The organism is Micrococcus sp. KRD026, from assembly GCF_017168445.1.
GTDB classification, from domain to species: Bacteria; Actinomycetota; Actinomycetes; order Actinomycetales; family Micrococcaceae; genus Micrococcus; species Micrococcus luteus.
Window position 1 is genome coordinate 115,846 of record NZ_JABFBA010000009.1, and the last position, 14,587, is coordinate 130,432.

At 72.7% G+C, this 14,587-nt stretch carries 15 protein-coding genes; 2 read left to right on the plus strand and 13 right to left on the minus strand.

Annotation, left to right across the window (positions count from 1 at the left end; genetic code table 11):
* Nucleotides 1-25: 25 nt before the first annotated feature.
* The 5 genes from J1M40_RS03620 to J1M40_RS03640 form a co-directional block, all read right to left on the minus strand.
* Entirely contained in the window at nt 26-1,846 is a 1,821-nt protein-coding gene (locus J1M40_RS03620; protein ID WP_080981680.1) for a DEAD/DEAH box helicase, read from the minus strand.
* Nucleotides 1,839-2,183, minus strand: coding sequence for a DUF3039 domain-containing protein (locus J1M40_RS03625; protein WP_010079007.1), 345 nt, complete (start codon nt 2,181-2,183; stop codon nt 1,839-1,841). Before J1M40_RS03625 ends, J1M40_RS03620 begins: the two co-directional genes overlap by 8 nt.
* A 23-nt stretch (nt 2,184-2,206) precedes the next feature.
* A complete protein-coding gene (locus tag J1M40_RS03630) occupies nt 2,207-3,808 on the minus strand; it encodes a Tat (twin-arginine translocation) pathway signal sequence (protein WP_144819459.1) in 1,602 nt (533 codons plus the stop codon).
* Complete coding sequence (locus tag J1M40_RS03635; protein WP_044659201.1) at nt 3,799-4,623, minus strand: ABC transporter ATP-binding protein; 825 nt, start codon at nt 4,621-4,623, stop codon at nt 3,799-3,801. Before J1M40_RS03635 ends, J1M40_RS03630 begins: the two co-directional genes overlap by 10 nt.
* A 64-nt stretch (nt 4,624-4,687) precedes the next feature.
* Nucleotides 4,688-5,644 (minus strand): co-chaperone YbbN, encoded by a 957-nt coding sequence (locus tag J1M40_RS03640; RefSeq protein ID WP_225348405.1) that lies wholly within the window; start codon nt 5,642-5,644, stop codon nt 4,688-4,690.
* A 125-nt stretch (nt 5,645-5,769) separates the two neighbouring features.
* Between J1M40_RS03640 and J1M40_RS03645 the strand changes: the two genes are divergently transcribed.
* On the plus strand, nt 5,770-7,092 hold the full coding sequence (locus tag J1M40_RS03645) for an AI-2E family transporter (RefSeq protein ID WP_119217404.1): 1,323 nt from the start codon (nt 5,770-5,772) through the stop codon (nt 7,090-7,092).
* A gap of 34 nt (nt 7,093-7,126) precedes the next feature.
* Here J1M40_RS03645 and J1M40_RS03650 read toward each other — a convergent pair whose 3' ends face one another.
* Nucleotides 7,127-7,486: a hypothetical protein gene (locus J1M40_RS03650; protein WP_036313038.1), complete on the minus strand. Its 360-nt coding sequence runs from the start codon at nt 7,484-7,486 to the stop codon at nt 7,127-7,129.
* 52 nt (nt 7,487-7,538) lie between these two features.
* On the opposite strand from J1M40_RS03650, the gene nucS reads away from it, so the two are divergent.
* Entirely contained in the window at nt 7,539-8,234 is a 696-nt protein-coding gene (gene nucS / locus J1M40_RS03655; RefSeq protein WP_002857250.1) for an endonuclease NucS, read from the plus strand.
* Between the two features lie 14 nt (nt 8,235-8,248).
* Here nucS and J1M40_RS03660 read toward each other — a convergent pair whose 3' ends face one another.
* The 7 genes from J1M40_RS03660 to J1M40_RS03690 all read right to left on the minus strand — a co-directional run bounded on the left by J1M40_RS03660 (nt 8,249) and on the right by J1M40_RS03690 (nt 14,534).
* Nucleotides 8,249-8,650, minus strand: a complete 402-nt coding sequence (locus J1M40_RS03660; protein WP_036313041.1) for a DUF2550 family protein — start codon at nt 8,648-8,650, stop codon at nt 8,249-8,251.
* A 22-nt stretch (nt 8,651-8,672) separates the two neighbouring features.
* Complete coding sequence (locus J1M40_RS03665; RefSeq protein WP_036313044.1) at nt 8,673-8,948, minus strand: F0F1 ATP synthase subunit epsilon; 276 nt, start codon at nt 8,946-8,948, stop codon at nt 8,673-8,675.
* A gap of 6 nt (nt 8,949-8,954) precedes the next feature.
* Nucleotides 8,955-10,412 (minus strand): F0F1 ATP synthase subunit beta, encoded by a 1,458-nt coding sequence (gene atpD, locus J1M40_RS03670; RefSeq protein WP_070708778.1) that lies wholly within the window; start codon nt 10,410-10,412, stop codon nt 8,955-8,957.
* Nucleotides 10,413-10,465: 53 nt separating this feature from the next.
* Nucleotides 10,466-11,359, minus strand: a complete 894-nt coding sequence (locus J1M40_RS03675) for a F0F1 ATP synthase subunit gamma (RefSeq protein WP_144819458.1) — start codon at nt 11,357-11,359, stop codon at nt 10,466-10,468.
* 83 nt (nt 11,360-11,442) lie between these two features.
* Nucleotides 11,443-13,077, minus strand: coding sequence for a F0F1 ATP synthase subunit alpha (gene atpA / locus J1M40_RS03680; protein ID WP_036334989.1), 1,635 nt, complete (start codon nt 13,075-13,077; stop codon nt 11,443-11,445).
* Nucleotides 13,078-13,167: 90 nt separating this feature from the next.
* On the minus strand, nt 13,168-13,983 hold the full coding sequence (locus J1M40_RS03685; protein WP_144819457.1) for a F0F1 ATP synthase subunit delta: 816 nt from the start codon (nt 13,981-13,983) through the stop codon (nt 13,168-13,170).
* The gene (locus J1M40_RS03690; RefSeq protein WP_070708776.1) at nt 13,980-14,534 is read right to left on the minus strand and encodes a F0F1 ATP synthase subunit B; all 555 of its coding nucleotides are present in this window, start codon (nt 14,532-14,534) and stop codon (nt 13,980-13,982) included. The genes J1M40_RS03685 and J1M40_RS03690 overlap by 4 nt, the downstream gene beginning before the upstream one ends.
* Nucleotides 14,535-14,587 lie beyond the last annotated feature (53 nt).

Consider the following 14,587-nt stretch of genomic DNA (forward strand, 5'->3'; position numbering starts at 1 on the left):
GCGCCCGCCGCGCTCCCGACGGACCTCAGGTCCGGCCGACGAACCACCCGCGCAGGGTGCTCAGCCGCTTCTCCAGCTGCTCGCGGGAGGCCTGGGCCACGGCGGGGCCGCCGGAGATCTCCCGCAGGCGGTTGTGGATCACCCCGTGCGGCTGGCCGGAACGGGCCGCCCAGGCGGACACCGTCTTGGACAGCTCGGAGCGCAGCTCCTTCATCCGCCGGTGGTCCACGACGTCGGCGGGCTCGGCCGCCTGCGCACGCGGCCGGCGCTGGATCTGCTCGGCCTGCCGCTGCCGCAGCAGGGCGGAGACCTGCTCGGCGTCCAGCAGGCCCGGGATGCCGAGGAAGTCCTGCTCCTCCTCCGAGCCGACGGCACCGCCGAGGCCGAACTCGCCGCCGTCGAAGAGCACCTTGTCGAAGCTCGCCCGGGACTCGAGGGCCTCGAACTTCTCCCGCGTCAGCGCGTCCGAGCCGCTCTCGGCCCGGTTGGCCTCCGCGATGAGGTCCTCCTCGGGGGCGTCCTCGAGGTCCTCGACGTCGACGGCGCCCTCCTTGCGGTCCAGCGCGTGGTCCCGCTCGAGCTCCATCTCGTTGGCCAGCAGCATGAGCGCGGGCACGGACGGCAGGAACACCGAGGCGGTCTCCCCACGCCGGCGGGAGCGCACGAAGCGGCCCACGGCCTGGGCGAAGAACAGGGGCGTGGACGTGGACGTGGCGTACACGCCCACGCACAGGCGGGGCACGTCCACGCCCTCGGACACCATGCGCACCGCCACCATCCACCGCTCGTCCGACGCGGCGAACTCCTCGATGCGATCCGAGGCGCCCTTGTCGTCCGAGAGGATCACGGCCGGCCGCTGGCCGGTCAGCGCCTCGAGCTGCGCGGCGTACGCGCGCGCGTCCTGGTGGTCCGAGGCGATCACGAGGCCGCCGGCGTCGGGCACGTTGCGGCGCACCTCGCTGAGCCGCCGGTCGGCCGCGCGCAGCACGGACGGGATCCACTCGCCCGCCGGGTCCAGCGCGGTGCGCCAGGCGGAGGCGGTGATGTCCTTCGTGGCGGCCTCGCCGAGCTGAGCCTCCATGACCTCGCCGGTGGAGGTCTTCCAGCGCATCTGCCCGGAGTAGGCCATGAAGATCACCGGGCGCACCACGTGGTCCCGCAGCGCCGGCCCGTAGCCGTACGTGTAGTCCGCCTTCGACCGCTCGATGCCGTCCGCACCGAGTTCGTAGCGGACGAAGGGGATGGAGGCGGTGTCGGAGCGGAACGGCGTGCCGGTCAGGGACAGACGCCGCGTGGCCGGCTCGAACGCCTCACGGATGCCCTCGCCCCAGCTCAGGGCGTCGCCGCCGTGGTGGATCTCGTCCAGGATCACCAGCGTCTTGGCGGCCTCGGTGCGGTTGCGGTGCAGGACGGGCTTGTTCGCCACCTGGGCGTACGTCAGCGCCACCCCGCGGTACTCGGCGCCGTGCCGCCCGTCGGCGTTCTTGAAGTTCGGGTCGATGGCGATGCCGACGCGCGCGGCGTTGTCCGCCCACTGGCGCTTGAGGTGGTCCGTGGGCGCGACGACGGTCAGCCGCTGCACGACGCCGGAGTCCATCAGGATCTTGGCCACGCGCAGCGCGAACGTGGTCTTGCCCGCGCCGGGGGTCGCGACCGTCAGGAAGTCCTGCGGGGCGGTCTGGAGGTAGCGCTCCAGCGCCTCCTGCTGCCACTGGCGCAGCTTGGGGGCCGTCCCCCACGCCGCGCGCTCGGGCATGGCGGGGGGAAGGTCCTCGCCGATGTGGAACAGGTCGTGCTGGACGCTGCCGTCCGGGGTGCCGCTCGTCAGGGAGCGGCCGTCAGCCACGGCCGCGGCCTCCGAACCAGCCACCGCGCTTGCCGCCGCCGTCGCCGTCGCCGCCGTCCTGCGGCTCGCGCAGGCCCTCGTAGATCTCCTTGCACGTGGGGCACACGGGGAACTTGTTCGGGTCCCGGCCCGGCACCCACACCTTGCCGCACAGGGCGATCACGGGGGCACCGGTGACGGCGGACTCCGTGATCTTCTCCTTGCGGACGTAGTGGGCGAAGCGCTCGTGGTCGCCCGGCTCGATCTCCTGGCGCAGCTCCTCACGCTCGAGGACGGACGTGCCGCCGCCGGCGGGCGCGAAGGGGTCGTTCAGGTCGGGTTCGCCGGTCACACTCATGCGGGCCAGTCTAGCCGCGCCCCTCAGAAGGCGGCCACGGCCTGGTAGGTCTCAGCCTGCGCGCGGTCGTACCAGCGCGCCCCCAGGCGCACACCCAGCCACAGCGCGACGGCGCCCCACGCGAGCCCGAGCGCCACCGTCACCCACCCCCACACGGCGGCCCCGGTGACGAGCCGGACGACGAAGGGCACCAGGAACGGCACCGCGAGCGCCAGGCTGACCAGCATCGCGGCGCCCTGGACGAGCATCGTGCGCATGGCCGCGCCCTGCGGCGTCGCGAACGGGCTGTCCCCCGGCTTCGGGACCGGGTAGACGAAGCGGGCGGAGACGAACGCGGACAGCCCGGCGGTCGTCCCGAACAGGCCGAGGGCCAGGCCCAGCATCGGCGCCAGCAGGGACCAGTCACCCGCCGCCGCCACCGTCGCCGTCGTCACGAGCAGGATCATCGGCACGCCCCAGCCCGCCAGGCCCAGGACCCGGCCCCAGCGGTCGTCCACGCCCCGCACGCCTGAGACGACGTGCAGGTGGAACGCCGTGTGGTCGTAGGCGATGTCCGCGGAGATCGAGTAGGCCAGGGACCAGGCGGTGATCGGCCCGAGGATCAGCAGCAGGCCCAGTCCGGGACCCCCCTCCGCGGCCATGCCCCCGGTGAACCACAGCAGGACGGCCATGAGCGGGATGATGATGAGCCCGGCCGCGTACCGCGGGTCGGCCAGCCAGTAGCGCTGGGCGCGGGCCGCGATCGCGGTGCGCGGGCCCGTGGCCGGTCGGCCCAGCCAGCGCAGCGGCGTCGGGTCCGCGCCCGCGGCGACGCGGCGGGACCGACCGCCGCCCACGGCCACCGGCTCCACGGTGCGGCGCACGGCCAGGTGCCACAGGGCCAGGGCGGCCAGGCACCAGGCGGCCGCCACCGCGAGGTGGAGCGCGACGGCGGCGCCGCGGCCCTCGGCGGCCGCCCACGCCGCGGCGGGGCCCGCCCCGAACGGGGTCCACGCCGCGCCGCGGGCGATCTGGGGCGCGATCGCCAGGAAGTCCTCGAACGATGCGATGGCCTGCGAGAGGGCGACGCCGCCGAGCATGAGCGGGATGAACAGCAGGACGGAGACGACGTCCCGCACCCGACGCCGGCTCGCGTAGGCGGCCAGGAGGCCGGCGAGGCCGGAGCCGATCGCCACGGCGGTCACCGCGGTGAGCGCGCCCCCGGCCAGGCCTGCCGCCAGCGCGGCCGGCCGGTCCCACCAGCTGGCCCCCAGGCCCACCAGCACGGTCAGCGTGGCGAGCCCGACCGGCGTCGTGAAGGCGCTCAGGACCAGCCCGGCGATGAGGGTGCGGGCCGGGACGGGGAAGAGCACGAAGCTGTGCGGGTCGAGGGTGGCGTCCACGCCCGTGACGAACGGCGGGATGACGAGCCAGGCGAGCACCACGACGGCGGCGGCCAGCACGGTCGTGGCGCCGCGGGCCTCGTCCGGCAGGGCGGGCAGGCCCGTGACGAGCAGCGTCACCGCCACGGCGGCCATGCCGAGCACGTACAGCGCGCCGAGCACGCTCATCACCAGGGTGAACGGGGACCGCCGCCACTGGTTCAGGGTCAGCGTCCAGCGCAGTCGGACGAGCGTCAGAGCCATGCCAGCCCCTCCGAGCCGTGGCGGCCGCCGACGAGGTCCACGAAGCGGTCCTCGAGGTCGTGCCCGTCCCGGACCTCCTCGAGCGTGCCGGCGGCCCGCAGCGTCCCGGCCGCGATCACGGCGACGTGGGTGCACATGCGCTGGACGAGGTCCATCACGTGGCTCGAGACGATCACGGTGCCGCCCCGCTCCACGTACGAGTGCAGGATGTCCCGGATGTTCGCGGCGGAGACCGGGTCCACGGCCTCGAACGGCTCGTCCAGGACGAGCAGGTCCGGGGCGTGGACCATGGCGGCCGCCAGGGACACCTTCTTGGTCATGCCGGCGGAGTAGTCGGCCACGAGCTTGCGGCCGGCGTCCTCCAGGTCCATCACCCGCAGCAGGTCCGCGGTCCGCTCGGCCACGGTGTCCGCGTCGAGGCCATGCAGCAGCCCGGCGTAGGTCATGAGCTGCGTGCCCGTGAGGCGGTCGAAGGTGCGCACGCCGTCGGCGAGCACGCCGACCCGTCGCTTGGCCTCGAGGGGCTGCTCCCACACGTCGACGCCGTGGATCCAGGCGCGGCCGTGGTCCGGGCGCAGCAGCCCGGTGGCCATCGACAGGGCCGTGGTCTTGCCCGCCCCGTTGGGCCCGACCACCCCGAAGAACGATCCGGCCGGGACGTCCAGGTCCAGCGCGTCCAGCGCCAGCTTGTCCCCGAACCGCTGGGTCAGCCCGCGCGTGACGAGGGCGAGGTCCGGATCGGGGGCGTCGGCCGCGCGCCGACGGGCGGCGGCCGCCAGGTGGGCGGGGGCAGGCTCGGGCGCATGCGGAGACATGCCTGGGACCTTACCCACCGTCAGGCGGACACGGCGTCCTCCTCAGGGATGAACTGAGGGTCCCTCAGAACAGCGCTGCGGCCAGCCGACGCCGCGAGGCCTGCACACGGGGGTCGTCCGTGCCCACCACGGTGTAGAGGTCCACGAGGTGGGCGCGCGCCGTCTCCCGGTCGTCGCCGGGGTGGAGGGCGATGAACCGCACGAGCCGGGCGAAGGCGTCCTCCACGTGGCCACCGAGCACGTCCAGGTCGGCGACGGCGAGCTGGGCGGCGACGTCGTCCGGGCCGTCCGCGGCGGCCGCGCGCACCGCCGCAGCGTCGGCGTCACGGGTGCGCAGCATGAGGCGGGCCGCGGACAGGCCCTGCTGGGCCACGGCGTCCGCGGGGCTGTCGGCCAGCGCCGCCTCCCACGCCGAGACGGCCCCGGGCAGGTCGTCGGCGGCGAGGGCCTCATGGGCGGCCCGGTGCAGCGGCGGCACGGGCGGAGCCTCCGCAGCCGCGGCGTCGGCGTCCTGGCGCGCCGGGGCGACGGGGGGCACGGTGCCGGCGACGCCGTTCTGACGGGCCACCTCGAGGATCTCCCCCATGAGCTGGCGCAGCGTCTCCTCCGGCACCTCCTGATTGACCAGCGGCACCGGCTGCCCCGCCACCACGGCCATGACCGCGGGGCCGGCCCCCAGGCCCAGCGCCTGCAGCACGGCGGGCTCCTTCGCCACGTCCAGACGCGCGAGCACGAGCCGTCCCGCCTGGGCGTCGACCGCGTCCGCGAACTGCCGGTAGAGCGCCTCGCTCGCCGCGTCCCCGGGCACGTGCAGGTGCAGCAGCACCGGCACCTGGGCGGAGAGCTGGACCAGCTGCTGCAGCAGACCCTGGTCGGCGTCCGCGATCACCCACGAGCCGCCGCCGGCGCCGGCGTCGGCCCCCGGCGCGGTGCGCCCGGCCGGGGCCGGGGTGCCGAGCGAGGACAGGTCGACGGCGCCGCGCAGGTGGGACGGGGCGTCGGAGGGGGGCTGGGCGGTCACGTCGGTCACGATCCTTCCGGTCCGGGGCCGCCCCGTCGCCGGGGCGAGGGGCGTTGTCACTGGGCCCCACGGTAGCCTCCCGGGCGCGGCGCGGTCAGGCCGGGGCCCTGACGTACGCTGAGCGCGTGGAGGAGAAGGAGACCGCATCCGGCCCGGATGCCACCGGCGTCGCCGACGTCCGTGGCCCGGCCGAGCCCGAGGGCGCCGAGCAGCCGCCCGTGGCCGGCGTCCCCGTGGAGCCGGTCGGGGTGGCCGCCGCGCCGCCGTCGCACGGGCCGACGCCCGCCGGGCGTCGTCGACTGCCCCGCCTGGGCTCCGTCCTGCGGCGGCGCCGACCCTTCCTCGAGGAGGACCGGGTGGACCCCGAGTCGGTCCCCGTCGACGGCGCCGAGGATCCGGCGGTCGCGGCCGTGGCTCTCGAGTCCCCCGTGCTGACCGGCTTCCTGCTCGCGGTGGGCGTGGCCCTGGCCATCGGCGTCGTCTCGGTGCTGCGCACGAACGGACAGCTCATCGTGTGGATCGCCGCGGCCCTGTTCATCGCCCTGGGCCTGGATCCGCTGGTGCGCCGGGTCGAGTCCTGGGGCGCGCCCCGGTGGGTCGGCGTGCTCACGGCCGCGCTCGGCCTGGCCGCCGTGGCCGGGGCGTTCGTCGCCCTCCTGGTCCCCACGGTGATCGAGCAGTCCACGCAGCTGGTCCAGGACCTGCCGGCCATCATCGACGGGGTGATGACCGCCGAGTGGTTCGTGCAGCTCGACGAGGAGTTCCACCTCCAGGAGGCCGTTCGCGCCCAGACCGAGCGCCTCGCCGCCGACGGCGTCGCCGTCACCGACCTGTTCGGCGGGCTCCTCGGCTTCGGCCAGACCGTGCTGAACGCCGTCTTCTCGGTGCTCGTGGTGGTCGTGCTGACGCTGTACTTCCTCTCCTCCCTGCCGCACATGAAGTACTGGGCCTACCGGCTCGCACCGCGTTCGCGCCGGCCCCGGATCGAGGCGCTGTCCGAGCAGATCACCTCCTCGGTCGGCCACTACGTGATGGGCCAGTCCTTCGTGGCCGCCCTCAACGGCGCGGTGGCGTTCACGGCGCTGGCCATCGCCGGCGCCCCCTTCGCCGTCCTGCTCGCCGCGATCGCCGCCTTCATGGCGTTCATCCCGCTGGTGGGCGCCGCGATCGGCGGCACGCTGCTGACCCTCGTGAGCCTGCTGACCTCGTGGCAGACCGCCGCCGTGTTCGCGGCCATCTACTTCGTCTACCTGCAGATCGAGGCCTACGTCATCTCGCCGCGCGTCATGGCACGCGCGGTGTCCGTGCCGGCGGCCGTGGCCGTGATCGCGGTGATCGCCGGAGGCGCGCTGCTCGGCGTCCTCGGCGCCCTCATGGCGATCCCGCTCGCCGCCGCGCTGCTGCTGCTGGTCCGCGAGGTCTTCATCCCCCGCCAGGACGCCCGGTAGGCCCACGACGGCGGCGCGGCCCGGACCGTCGCGGTCAGCGGCCCGGGCGGGTGCGCCAGCACACCGGGTGCCAGTGCCGCCGGTCCGCCCCCGCGTCCTCGTCCCCCATGATCCAGTCCGCGCGCCAGGCCACGAGGTGCGCCTGGCCCTGCCGGATCACCCGACCGCAGCCAGGGCACATGTAGTCCTTCACCGCGCGCCACGCGGGGATCTGCCGGACGTGCCATCCGCCGTCGGACCCGGACTGGCGCGAGTAGCCCGCGTCCAGGCCGAGGAGCTCCTCGAGCGGGTCGGACCGCCCCGGCGACGGCCGGGACCGCCGGGAGACGCCGGAGGCCCCGCGCTCGCTCCGCCGAGGCGCGGACGAGCGGCGGGGACGGTTCGAACGGGGCATGTCCCCATGCTGACACACGAGCGGGTGGGCACGGTCCGCCTAGGATGGACCGGTGCGACTCGTCATTGCCCGCTGCTCCGTGACCTATGAGGGCCGCCTGAACGCCCACCTGCCCACCGCCACCCGCCTGCTCATGGTGAAGGCGGACGGCTCGGTGCTGGTGCACTCCGACGGCGGTTCCTACAAGCCCCTCAACTGGATGTCGCCGCCCGCGACCCTGCACGTGGAGGAGCCCTCCCCCGATCAGGCCGACCAGGGGGTGACGCAGGTCTGGCGCGTACAGGCCAAGAAGTCCGACGACCGACTCATCGTGCTCATCGAGGAGGTCCTGGCGGACGACTCCCACGAGCTCGGCGTGGACCCCGGCCTCGTCAAGGACGGCGTGGAGGCGGATCTGCAGCGTCTGCTGGCCGAGCAGATCAGCCTGCTCGGCGACGGCCACACCCTCGTGCGCCGCGAGTACATGACGGCGATCGGCCCCGTCGACATCCTGGCCCGCGACGCCGACGGCGGCACCGTGGCGGTCGAGCTCAAGCGCCGCGGGGACATCGACGGGGTCGAGCAGCTCACCCGCTACCTCGAGCTGATGAACCGGGACCCGCTCCTGGCGCCCGTGCGCGGCGTGTTCGCGGCCCAGCAGATCAAGCCCCAGGCCCGCACCCTCGCCGAGGACCGCGGCATCCGCTGCGTCACCCTCGACTACGACGCGATGCGCGGCGTGGACGACGCCGAGTCCCGCCTGTTCTGAGGCGCCGGGCGGGCTCAGCGACGCCAGAAGGACGACGCCGCGGACGGCCCCGCCTCGCTCCAGGCGCGCAGGGCGCCGGCGTCGTCGGGGTCGACGACGACGCGCACCGGACGTGCGCCGGCGCTCAGCTCCAGGACGGCCCGGCCGGCCTCGTCCGCCGGGAGGCGGTCGATCTGCAGGCGGCTCCGGTCCGCGCTCCAGCGCTCCCGCGAGAGGCGCCAGCCCCCGGTGAGGCGCAGGCGGGACTCGTCGTAGACGCCGATCACGCGCTCACGCCCCGGGCCCTCCCGCTCCAGGACCGCCGGGAAGGCGGCCGTGACACGGGCGAGGGCCCGGCGCCGCATCACCAGGGCGAGTGCCGACAGCACGATGACTGCCACCACGGTCGCCGAGGCGATGAGCACCGGGCCCTCCACCGTCAGGTCCTGCCGCGCCGCGTCAGGCCGCCGCGGCGTCGCCCAGCCGGGCGGACGTCGCGGCGATCACGACACGGTCGTGGTCCACGGAGAAGAAGCCGCCGCGGGCCTGCGCGGTCACGGTGCCGCCGTCCGTGGTCCGCACCACGACCTCGCCGTCGCCGAGGACGGCCAGCATCGGGGTGTGGCCCGGGAGGATGCCGATCTCACCGTTGACGGTGCGCGCCGACACGGCCGACGCGGCGCCCGACCAGATGGACCGCTCCTCGGAGACGATCTCGACGTTGAGCTCAGCCATGATCGATCAGCCCTCGGCCTGGATCTTGGCCCACTCGCGCTCGACGTCGTCCAGGCCGCCCACGTTGTAGAAGGCCTGCTCCGCGACGTGGTCCAGGTCGCCGTCGGCGATGGCCTTGAAGCCCTCGACGGTGTCCTTGACCGGCACGGTGGAGCCCTCGACGCCGGTGAACTGCTTGGCGGTGTAGGTGTTCTGCGAGAGGAACTGCTCGATCTTGCGGGCGCGGCCCACGGTGATCTTGTCCTCCTCGGAGAGCTCGTCCACACCGAGGATCGCGATGATGTCCTGCAGCTCCTTGTTCTTCTGCAGGATCTGCTTCACGCGGATGGCCACGTCGTAGTGGTCCTGGCCCACGTACTGCGGGTCGAGGATGCGCGAGGTCGAGGCCAGCGGGTCCACGGCCGGGTACAGGCCACGGGACGCGAGGTCACGGGTCAGGTTGGTGGTCGCGTCCAGGTGCGCGAACACGTTGGCCGGGGCCGGGTCGGTGTAGTCGTCCGCGGGGACGTACACGGCCTGCATCGAGGTGATGGAGTGGCCGCGGGTCGAGGTGATGCGCTCCTGGAGCACACCCATCTCGTCCGCCAGGTTCGGCTGGTAGCCCACGGCGGAGGGCATGCGGCCCAGCAGCGTGGAGACCTCGGAACCGGCCTGCGAGAAGCGGAAGATGTTGTCGATGAACAGCAGCACGTCCTGGTTCTGCACATCGCGGAAGTACTCCGCCATGGTCAGCGCGGACAGGGCCACGCGCAGACGCGTGCCCGGCGGCTCGTCCATCTGGCCGAACACGAGGGCGGTGTCCTTGAGGACGTCCGCCTCCTCCATCTCGACCCAGAGGTCGTTGCCCTCACGGGTGCGCTCGCCGACGCCGGCGAACACGGAGGTGCCGCCGAAGTTGCGGGCCACACGGGTGATCATCTCCTGGATGAGCACGGTCTTGCCCACGCCGGCGCCGCCGAACAGGCCGATCTTGCCGCCCTTGATGTAGGGGGTCAGCAGGTCGATGACCTTGATGCCGGTCTCCAGCATCTCGGTGGAGCCCTCGAGGGACGCGAAGTTCGGGGCCGGGCGGTGGATCGGCCAGCGGTCCTCGGCCTGCAGCTGCGAGGTCGGCATGTCCAGGGTCTCGCCGAGCACGTTGAAGATGTGGCCCTTCACGGCGTCACCGACCGGCACCGAGATGGGGGCACCGGTGTCCACGACGTCGGTGCCGCGCACCAGGCCGTCGGTGGACTGCAGGGAGATGGCGCGGACCATGTTGTCGCCGAGGTGCTGGGCGACCTCGAAGGTGACCGTGCGGCGCTGGCCGTTGAGGTCGATCTCGGTGGTCAGCGCGTTGTAGATCTCCGGCATCGCGTTGGCCGGGAACTCGGCGTCGATCACGGGGCCGATGACGCGGGACACGCGTCCGGTGGCACCGCCGGTGGGGGTCCCGGTGCCCTGGTCAGTGATGGTGGCAGTCATCTCTCTCACTTCTATCGTGTGTGGATGGCGAGTCTGGTGAGTCCCGAACGGGCTCAGGAGTTGTTGAGCGCGTCCGCGCCCGCGATGAGCTCGGTGAGCTCCTGGGTGATCTCGGCCTGACGGGCGTTGTTCATCAGGAGCGTGTAGTCCTTGATGAGGCTCGTGGCGTTGTCGCCCGCCGACTTCATGGCGCGCTGACGGTTGGCGAGCTCCGAGGCCGCCGACTGCAGCATCGCGTTGAAGATGCGCGACTCGATGTACTTGGGCAGCAGCGCGTCGAGGACCTCCTCCGCGTCCGGCTCGTACTCGTAGAGCGGCAGCACATCCTCGGCGGTGGCGGCCTCCTCCTCGACGACCTCGAGGGGCAGCAGGCGCACCACGTGGGGGTTCTGCTTCACGAGCGAGACGAACTCGGTGAACACGACGTGGATCTCGTCCACGCCGCCGTCCGCCGTGTCCGTGAGGAACGCGTCCACGAGCACCTCGCCGATCTCGGTGGCGCGCTCGGCGACGGGGGCGTCCGTCTGACCGGTCCACAGCTGCTTGTAGCCGCGGCCGCGGAAGTCGAAGTACGTCTGCGCCTTGCGGCCGACGACGTACACGTCCACGTCCTTGCCCTCCTCGCCGAGGCGGGTGAGGAGCTGCTCGGCCTTGCGCAGCACGTTCGCGGAGTACGCGCCGGCGAGGCCGCGGTCCGAGGACATGATGAGCACGGCCGCCCGGGTCGGGTTCTCGGGCTCCGTGGTGAGGACATGATCGATGTCGTGCTGGCTCGACACGGCCGAGACGGCGCGGGTGATCGCGTTCGCGTAGGGCAGCGACGCGCTGACGCGCTCACGTGCCTTGGTGATGCGAGACGTGGCGATCAGCTCCATCGCCTTGAAGATCTTCTTCATCGACGACGTCGACGCGATCTTCTGACGGTAGACCCGGATCTGGGCTCCCATGGTGGTCCTTTCCCTGGCGGGAGGGCGGCCCGGCGTCGTCCCCGTGGGGTCCGACGCCGGACCGCTCCCTCACCGACCGGCGGTCAGCGCTTCTGCTTGGTGATCTGCTCCTGCGCGACCTGGTCCTGCTCGATCGCGCGGTGCTCCTCGTGGCCGGCCTGCACGCCGCCGTCCTCGGAGGACTGGAAGCCCTTGGAGAACTCGGCGACGGCCGACTCGAGCGCGGACACGGTGCCGTCCTCGAGCTTGCCGGTGGAGGCGATGTCGGTCAGGACGGAGGTGTGGCGACGCAGGTGGTCGATGAACTCGCGCTCGAAGCGCAGCACGTCCTGCACCGGCACCTCGTCGAGGTGGCCCTTGGAGCCGGCCCAGATGGACACGACCTGCTCCTCGACCGGGTAGGGCGAGTACTGCGGCTGCTTGAGCAGCTCCATGAGACGCTCACCGCGGGCGAGCTGGCGGCGGGTGGCCGGGTCCAGGTCCGAGGCGAACATGGAGAACGCCTGCTGGTCGCGGTACTGCGCCAGGTCCAGCTTCAACGTGCCGGAGACCTTCTTCATGGCCTTGACCTGGGCGGCGCCGCCCACGCGGGACACCGAGATGCCCACGTCCACGGCGGGACGCTGGTTGGCGTTGAACAGGTCCGACTGCAGGAAGATCTGGCCGTCGGTGATGGAGATGACGTTGGTCGGGATGTAGGCCGAGACGTCGTTCGCCTTGGTCTCGATGATCGGCAGGCCGGTCATCGAGCCCGCGCCCATCTCGTCCGAGAGCTTGGCGCAGCGCTCGAGGAGCCGGGAGTGCAGGTAGAAGACGTCGCCCGGGTAGGCCTCGCGGCCCGGCGGGCGGCGCAGCAGCAGGGAGACGGCACGGTAGGCCTCGGCCTGCTTCGACAGGTCGTCGAAGATGATCAGCACGTGCTTGCCGCCGTACATCCAGTGCTGGCCGATGGCCGAGCCGGCGTAGGGGGCGAGGTACTTGAAGCCGGCCGGGTCGGACGCCGGGGAGGCCACGATGGTGGTGTACTCCAGGGCGCCGTGCTCCTCCAGCGTGGCGCGGACGCCGGCGATGGTGGAGGCCTTCTGGCCCACGGCCACGTAGACGCAGCGGACCTGCTTCTCGACGTCGCCCGACTCCCAGTTGGCCTTCTGGTTGAGGATCGTGTCGACGGCGATCGCGGTCTTGCCGGTCTGGCGGTCACCGATGATCAGCTGACGCTGGCCACGGCCGATCGGGATCATGGCGTCGATGGCCTTCATGCCGGTCTGCAGCGGCTCGTGGACCGACTTGCGCTCGGTCACGGTCGGCGCCTGCAGCTCGAGGGCACGGCGGCCCTCGGCCTCGATCGGGCCCAGGTCGTCGATGGGCTGGCCCAGCGGGTCCACCACGCGGCCCAGGAAGGCGTCGCCCACCGGGACGGAGAGGATCTCGCCGGTGCGCTGCACCTCCATGCCCTCGCGGATCTCCTGGAACTCGCCGAGGACGACGACACCGATCTCGCGGGTGTCGAGGTTCTGGGCCAGGCCCTGGATGCCGTTCTCGAAGCGCAGCAGCTCGTTCGCCATGACGGAGGGCAGACCCTCCACACGAGCGATGCCGTCCGCCGCGGAGATGACACGGCCGACCTCGGTGCGATCGGTGCCCGACGGTTCGTACGATGCCGCGAAATCGTTCAAGGCATTGCGGACATCGTCAGCGTTGATGGTCAATTCGGCCATCTGCAGTCCCTGCTCTCTGTGCTTGGTGATCATCGACGTGACGATGATGCTTACGTTCGTGGGTGTTCCGGATGCGGGCGGGAGCCGGCGTCAGCCGGCCATCCGCCGCTGGAGGTCGTGGAGGCGCGAGGCCATGGACCCGTCGACGACGTCGTCGCCGACCTGGACGCGGACGCCGCCCACCACGTGGGGGTCCACCGTCACGTCCATGACGAGATCGCGGCCGAAGGCGCGGCGCAGGCCCAGGGCCAGCCGCTCCTGCTGCTCGGCCTCGAGCGGCCGGGCCACGGTCACCTCGGCGATCCACTGGCGCTGCCGCTCGGCGACGACGTCCGCGGCCTTGCAGATAGCGGCGGACGGCTTCAGGCCGCGCGGGGCCGAGACGGCGCGCTCGACCAGCAGTCGGCCGGCCGGACTGGCCGACGCGCCCAGGAGACGACCGGCCAGAGCGGCCCGTGCCTCGAGGGGTGCGTGCTGATCGGTGAGCGCCCGCTGCACCTCGTGCGAGTCCTCCACCGTGCGGTTGAAGGCCAACAGCTCGCCCAAGAGGGCGGCCAGGCCCGCGTGTCCGCCGCGTGCGGCCTCCGCGGCGGCCGCGTGCACAGCCACCGTCTCGAGGGCGTCCCCGAGATCGCGCTCCGCCGACCAGCGGCGGCCGGCCAGGTCCTTGAGGACCTGCAGTGCACCGGGGGTCACCCGGGCGCCGAACAGCGAGTCGACGAGGCCGTGACGGCGCTCGGTGGTCCAGGCGGGGTCGGTCAGGGCGCGGCGCAGGGCGCCGTGCTCGTCCACCACGTCCAGCGCGCCGAACAGCTCGCGTGCCAGGGCCACGCCGCCCTCGTCCAGCACCGGACCGACGGCCTCCAGGGAGGCGGCCAGGGAGTCCCTCGATGCGCCCGTCATCATTCGGCGACACCTGCGCTCTGGTGACGGTCCAGGTCAGCCAGGAAGCGGTCGACCACGCGCTGCGAGCGGGCGTCGTCCTCGAGGGACTCGCCCACGATCTTGCTGGCCAGGGTCGTGGCCAGCGAACCGACCTCGCCCTTGAGCTGCGCGGCGGCCTGCTGACGCTCGGCGGCGATCTGCGCCTGCGCCTGCTCGGAGATGCGCGTCGCCTCGGCGGTCGCGCGCTCGCGCGCCTCGGCCACGATCTCGGCGGCCTCGGTGCGGGCATCCTCGCGGATGCGGTTCGCCTCGGTGCGGGCGTCCGCCAGCTGCGACTCGTAGTCCGCCATCATCGCGTTCGCCTCGGCCTGGGCCTTCTCAGCCTTGGCCAGACCGCCCTCGATCGCCTCGACACGGTCCTGGTAGGACTTCTCGAGGGTCGGGACGATGAACTTGATGACGATGAACATGAGCAGGGCGAAGCCCACCACGACGACGAGGATCTCCCACGGGTTGGGGATCAGGGGGTTGGCCCCCTCAGCCGCCGCGAGGATCAGTCCGTTGCTGATCATGTTTCAACCATCCTTCGGTCAAGAGTCCTGTGGAGATGGAGCACCGACGGTCT

Coding starts and splice junctions, on each gene's coding strand:
- J1M40_RS03625 (WP_010079007.1), bottom strand. CDS start 2,183: ATGAGTGTGACCGGCGAACCCGACCTGAACGACCCCTTCGCGCCCGCC.
- J1M40_RS03685 (WP_144819457.1), bottom strand. CDS start 13,983: ATGATGACGGGCGCATCGAGGGACTCCCTGGCCGCCTCCCTGGAGGCC.
- J1M40_RS03650 (WP_036313038.1), bottom strand. CDS start 7,486: ATGCCCCGTTCGAACCGTCCCCGCCGCTCGTCCGCGCCTCGGCGGAGC.
- atpA (WP_036334989.1), bottom strand. CDS start 13,077: ATGGCCGAATTGACCATCAACGCTGACGATGTCCGCAATGCCTTGAAC.
- J1M40_RS03635 (WP_044659201.1), bottom strand. CDS start 4,623: ATGTCTCCGCATGCGCCCGAGCCTGCCCCCGCCCACCTGGCGGCCGCC.
- J1M40_RS03665 (WP_036313044.1), bottom strand. CDS start 8,948: ATGGCTGAGCTCAACGTCGAGATCGTCTCCGAGGAGCGGTCCATCTGG.
- J1M40_RS03630 (WP_144819459.1), bottom strand. CDS start 3,808: ATGGCTCTGACGCTCGTCCGACTGCGCTGGACGCTGACCCTGAACCAG.
- atpD (WP_070708778.1), bottom strand. CDS start 10,412: ATGACTGCCACCATCACTGACCAGGGCACCGGGACCCCCACCGGCGGT.
- J1M40_RS03690 (WP_070708776.1), bottom strand. CDS start 14,534: ATGATCAGCAACGGACTGATCCTCGCGGCGGCTGAGGGGGCCAACCCC.
- J1M40_RS03675 (WP_144819458.1), bottom strand. CDS start 11,359: ATGGGAGCCCAGATCCGGGTCTACCGTCAGAAGATCGCGTCGACGTCG.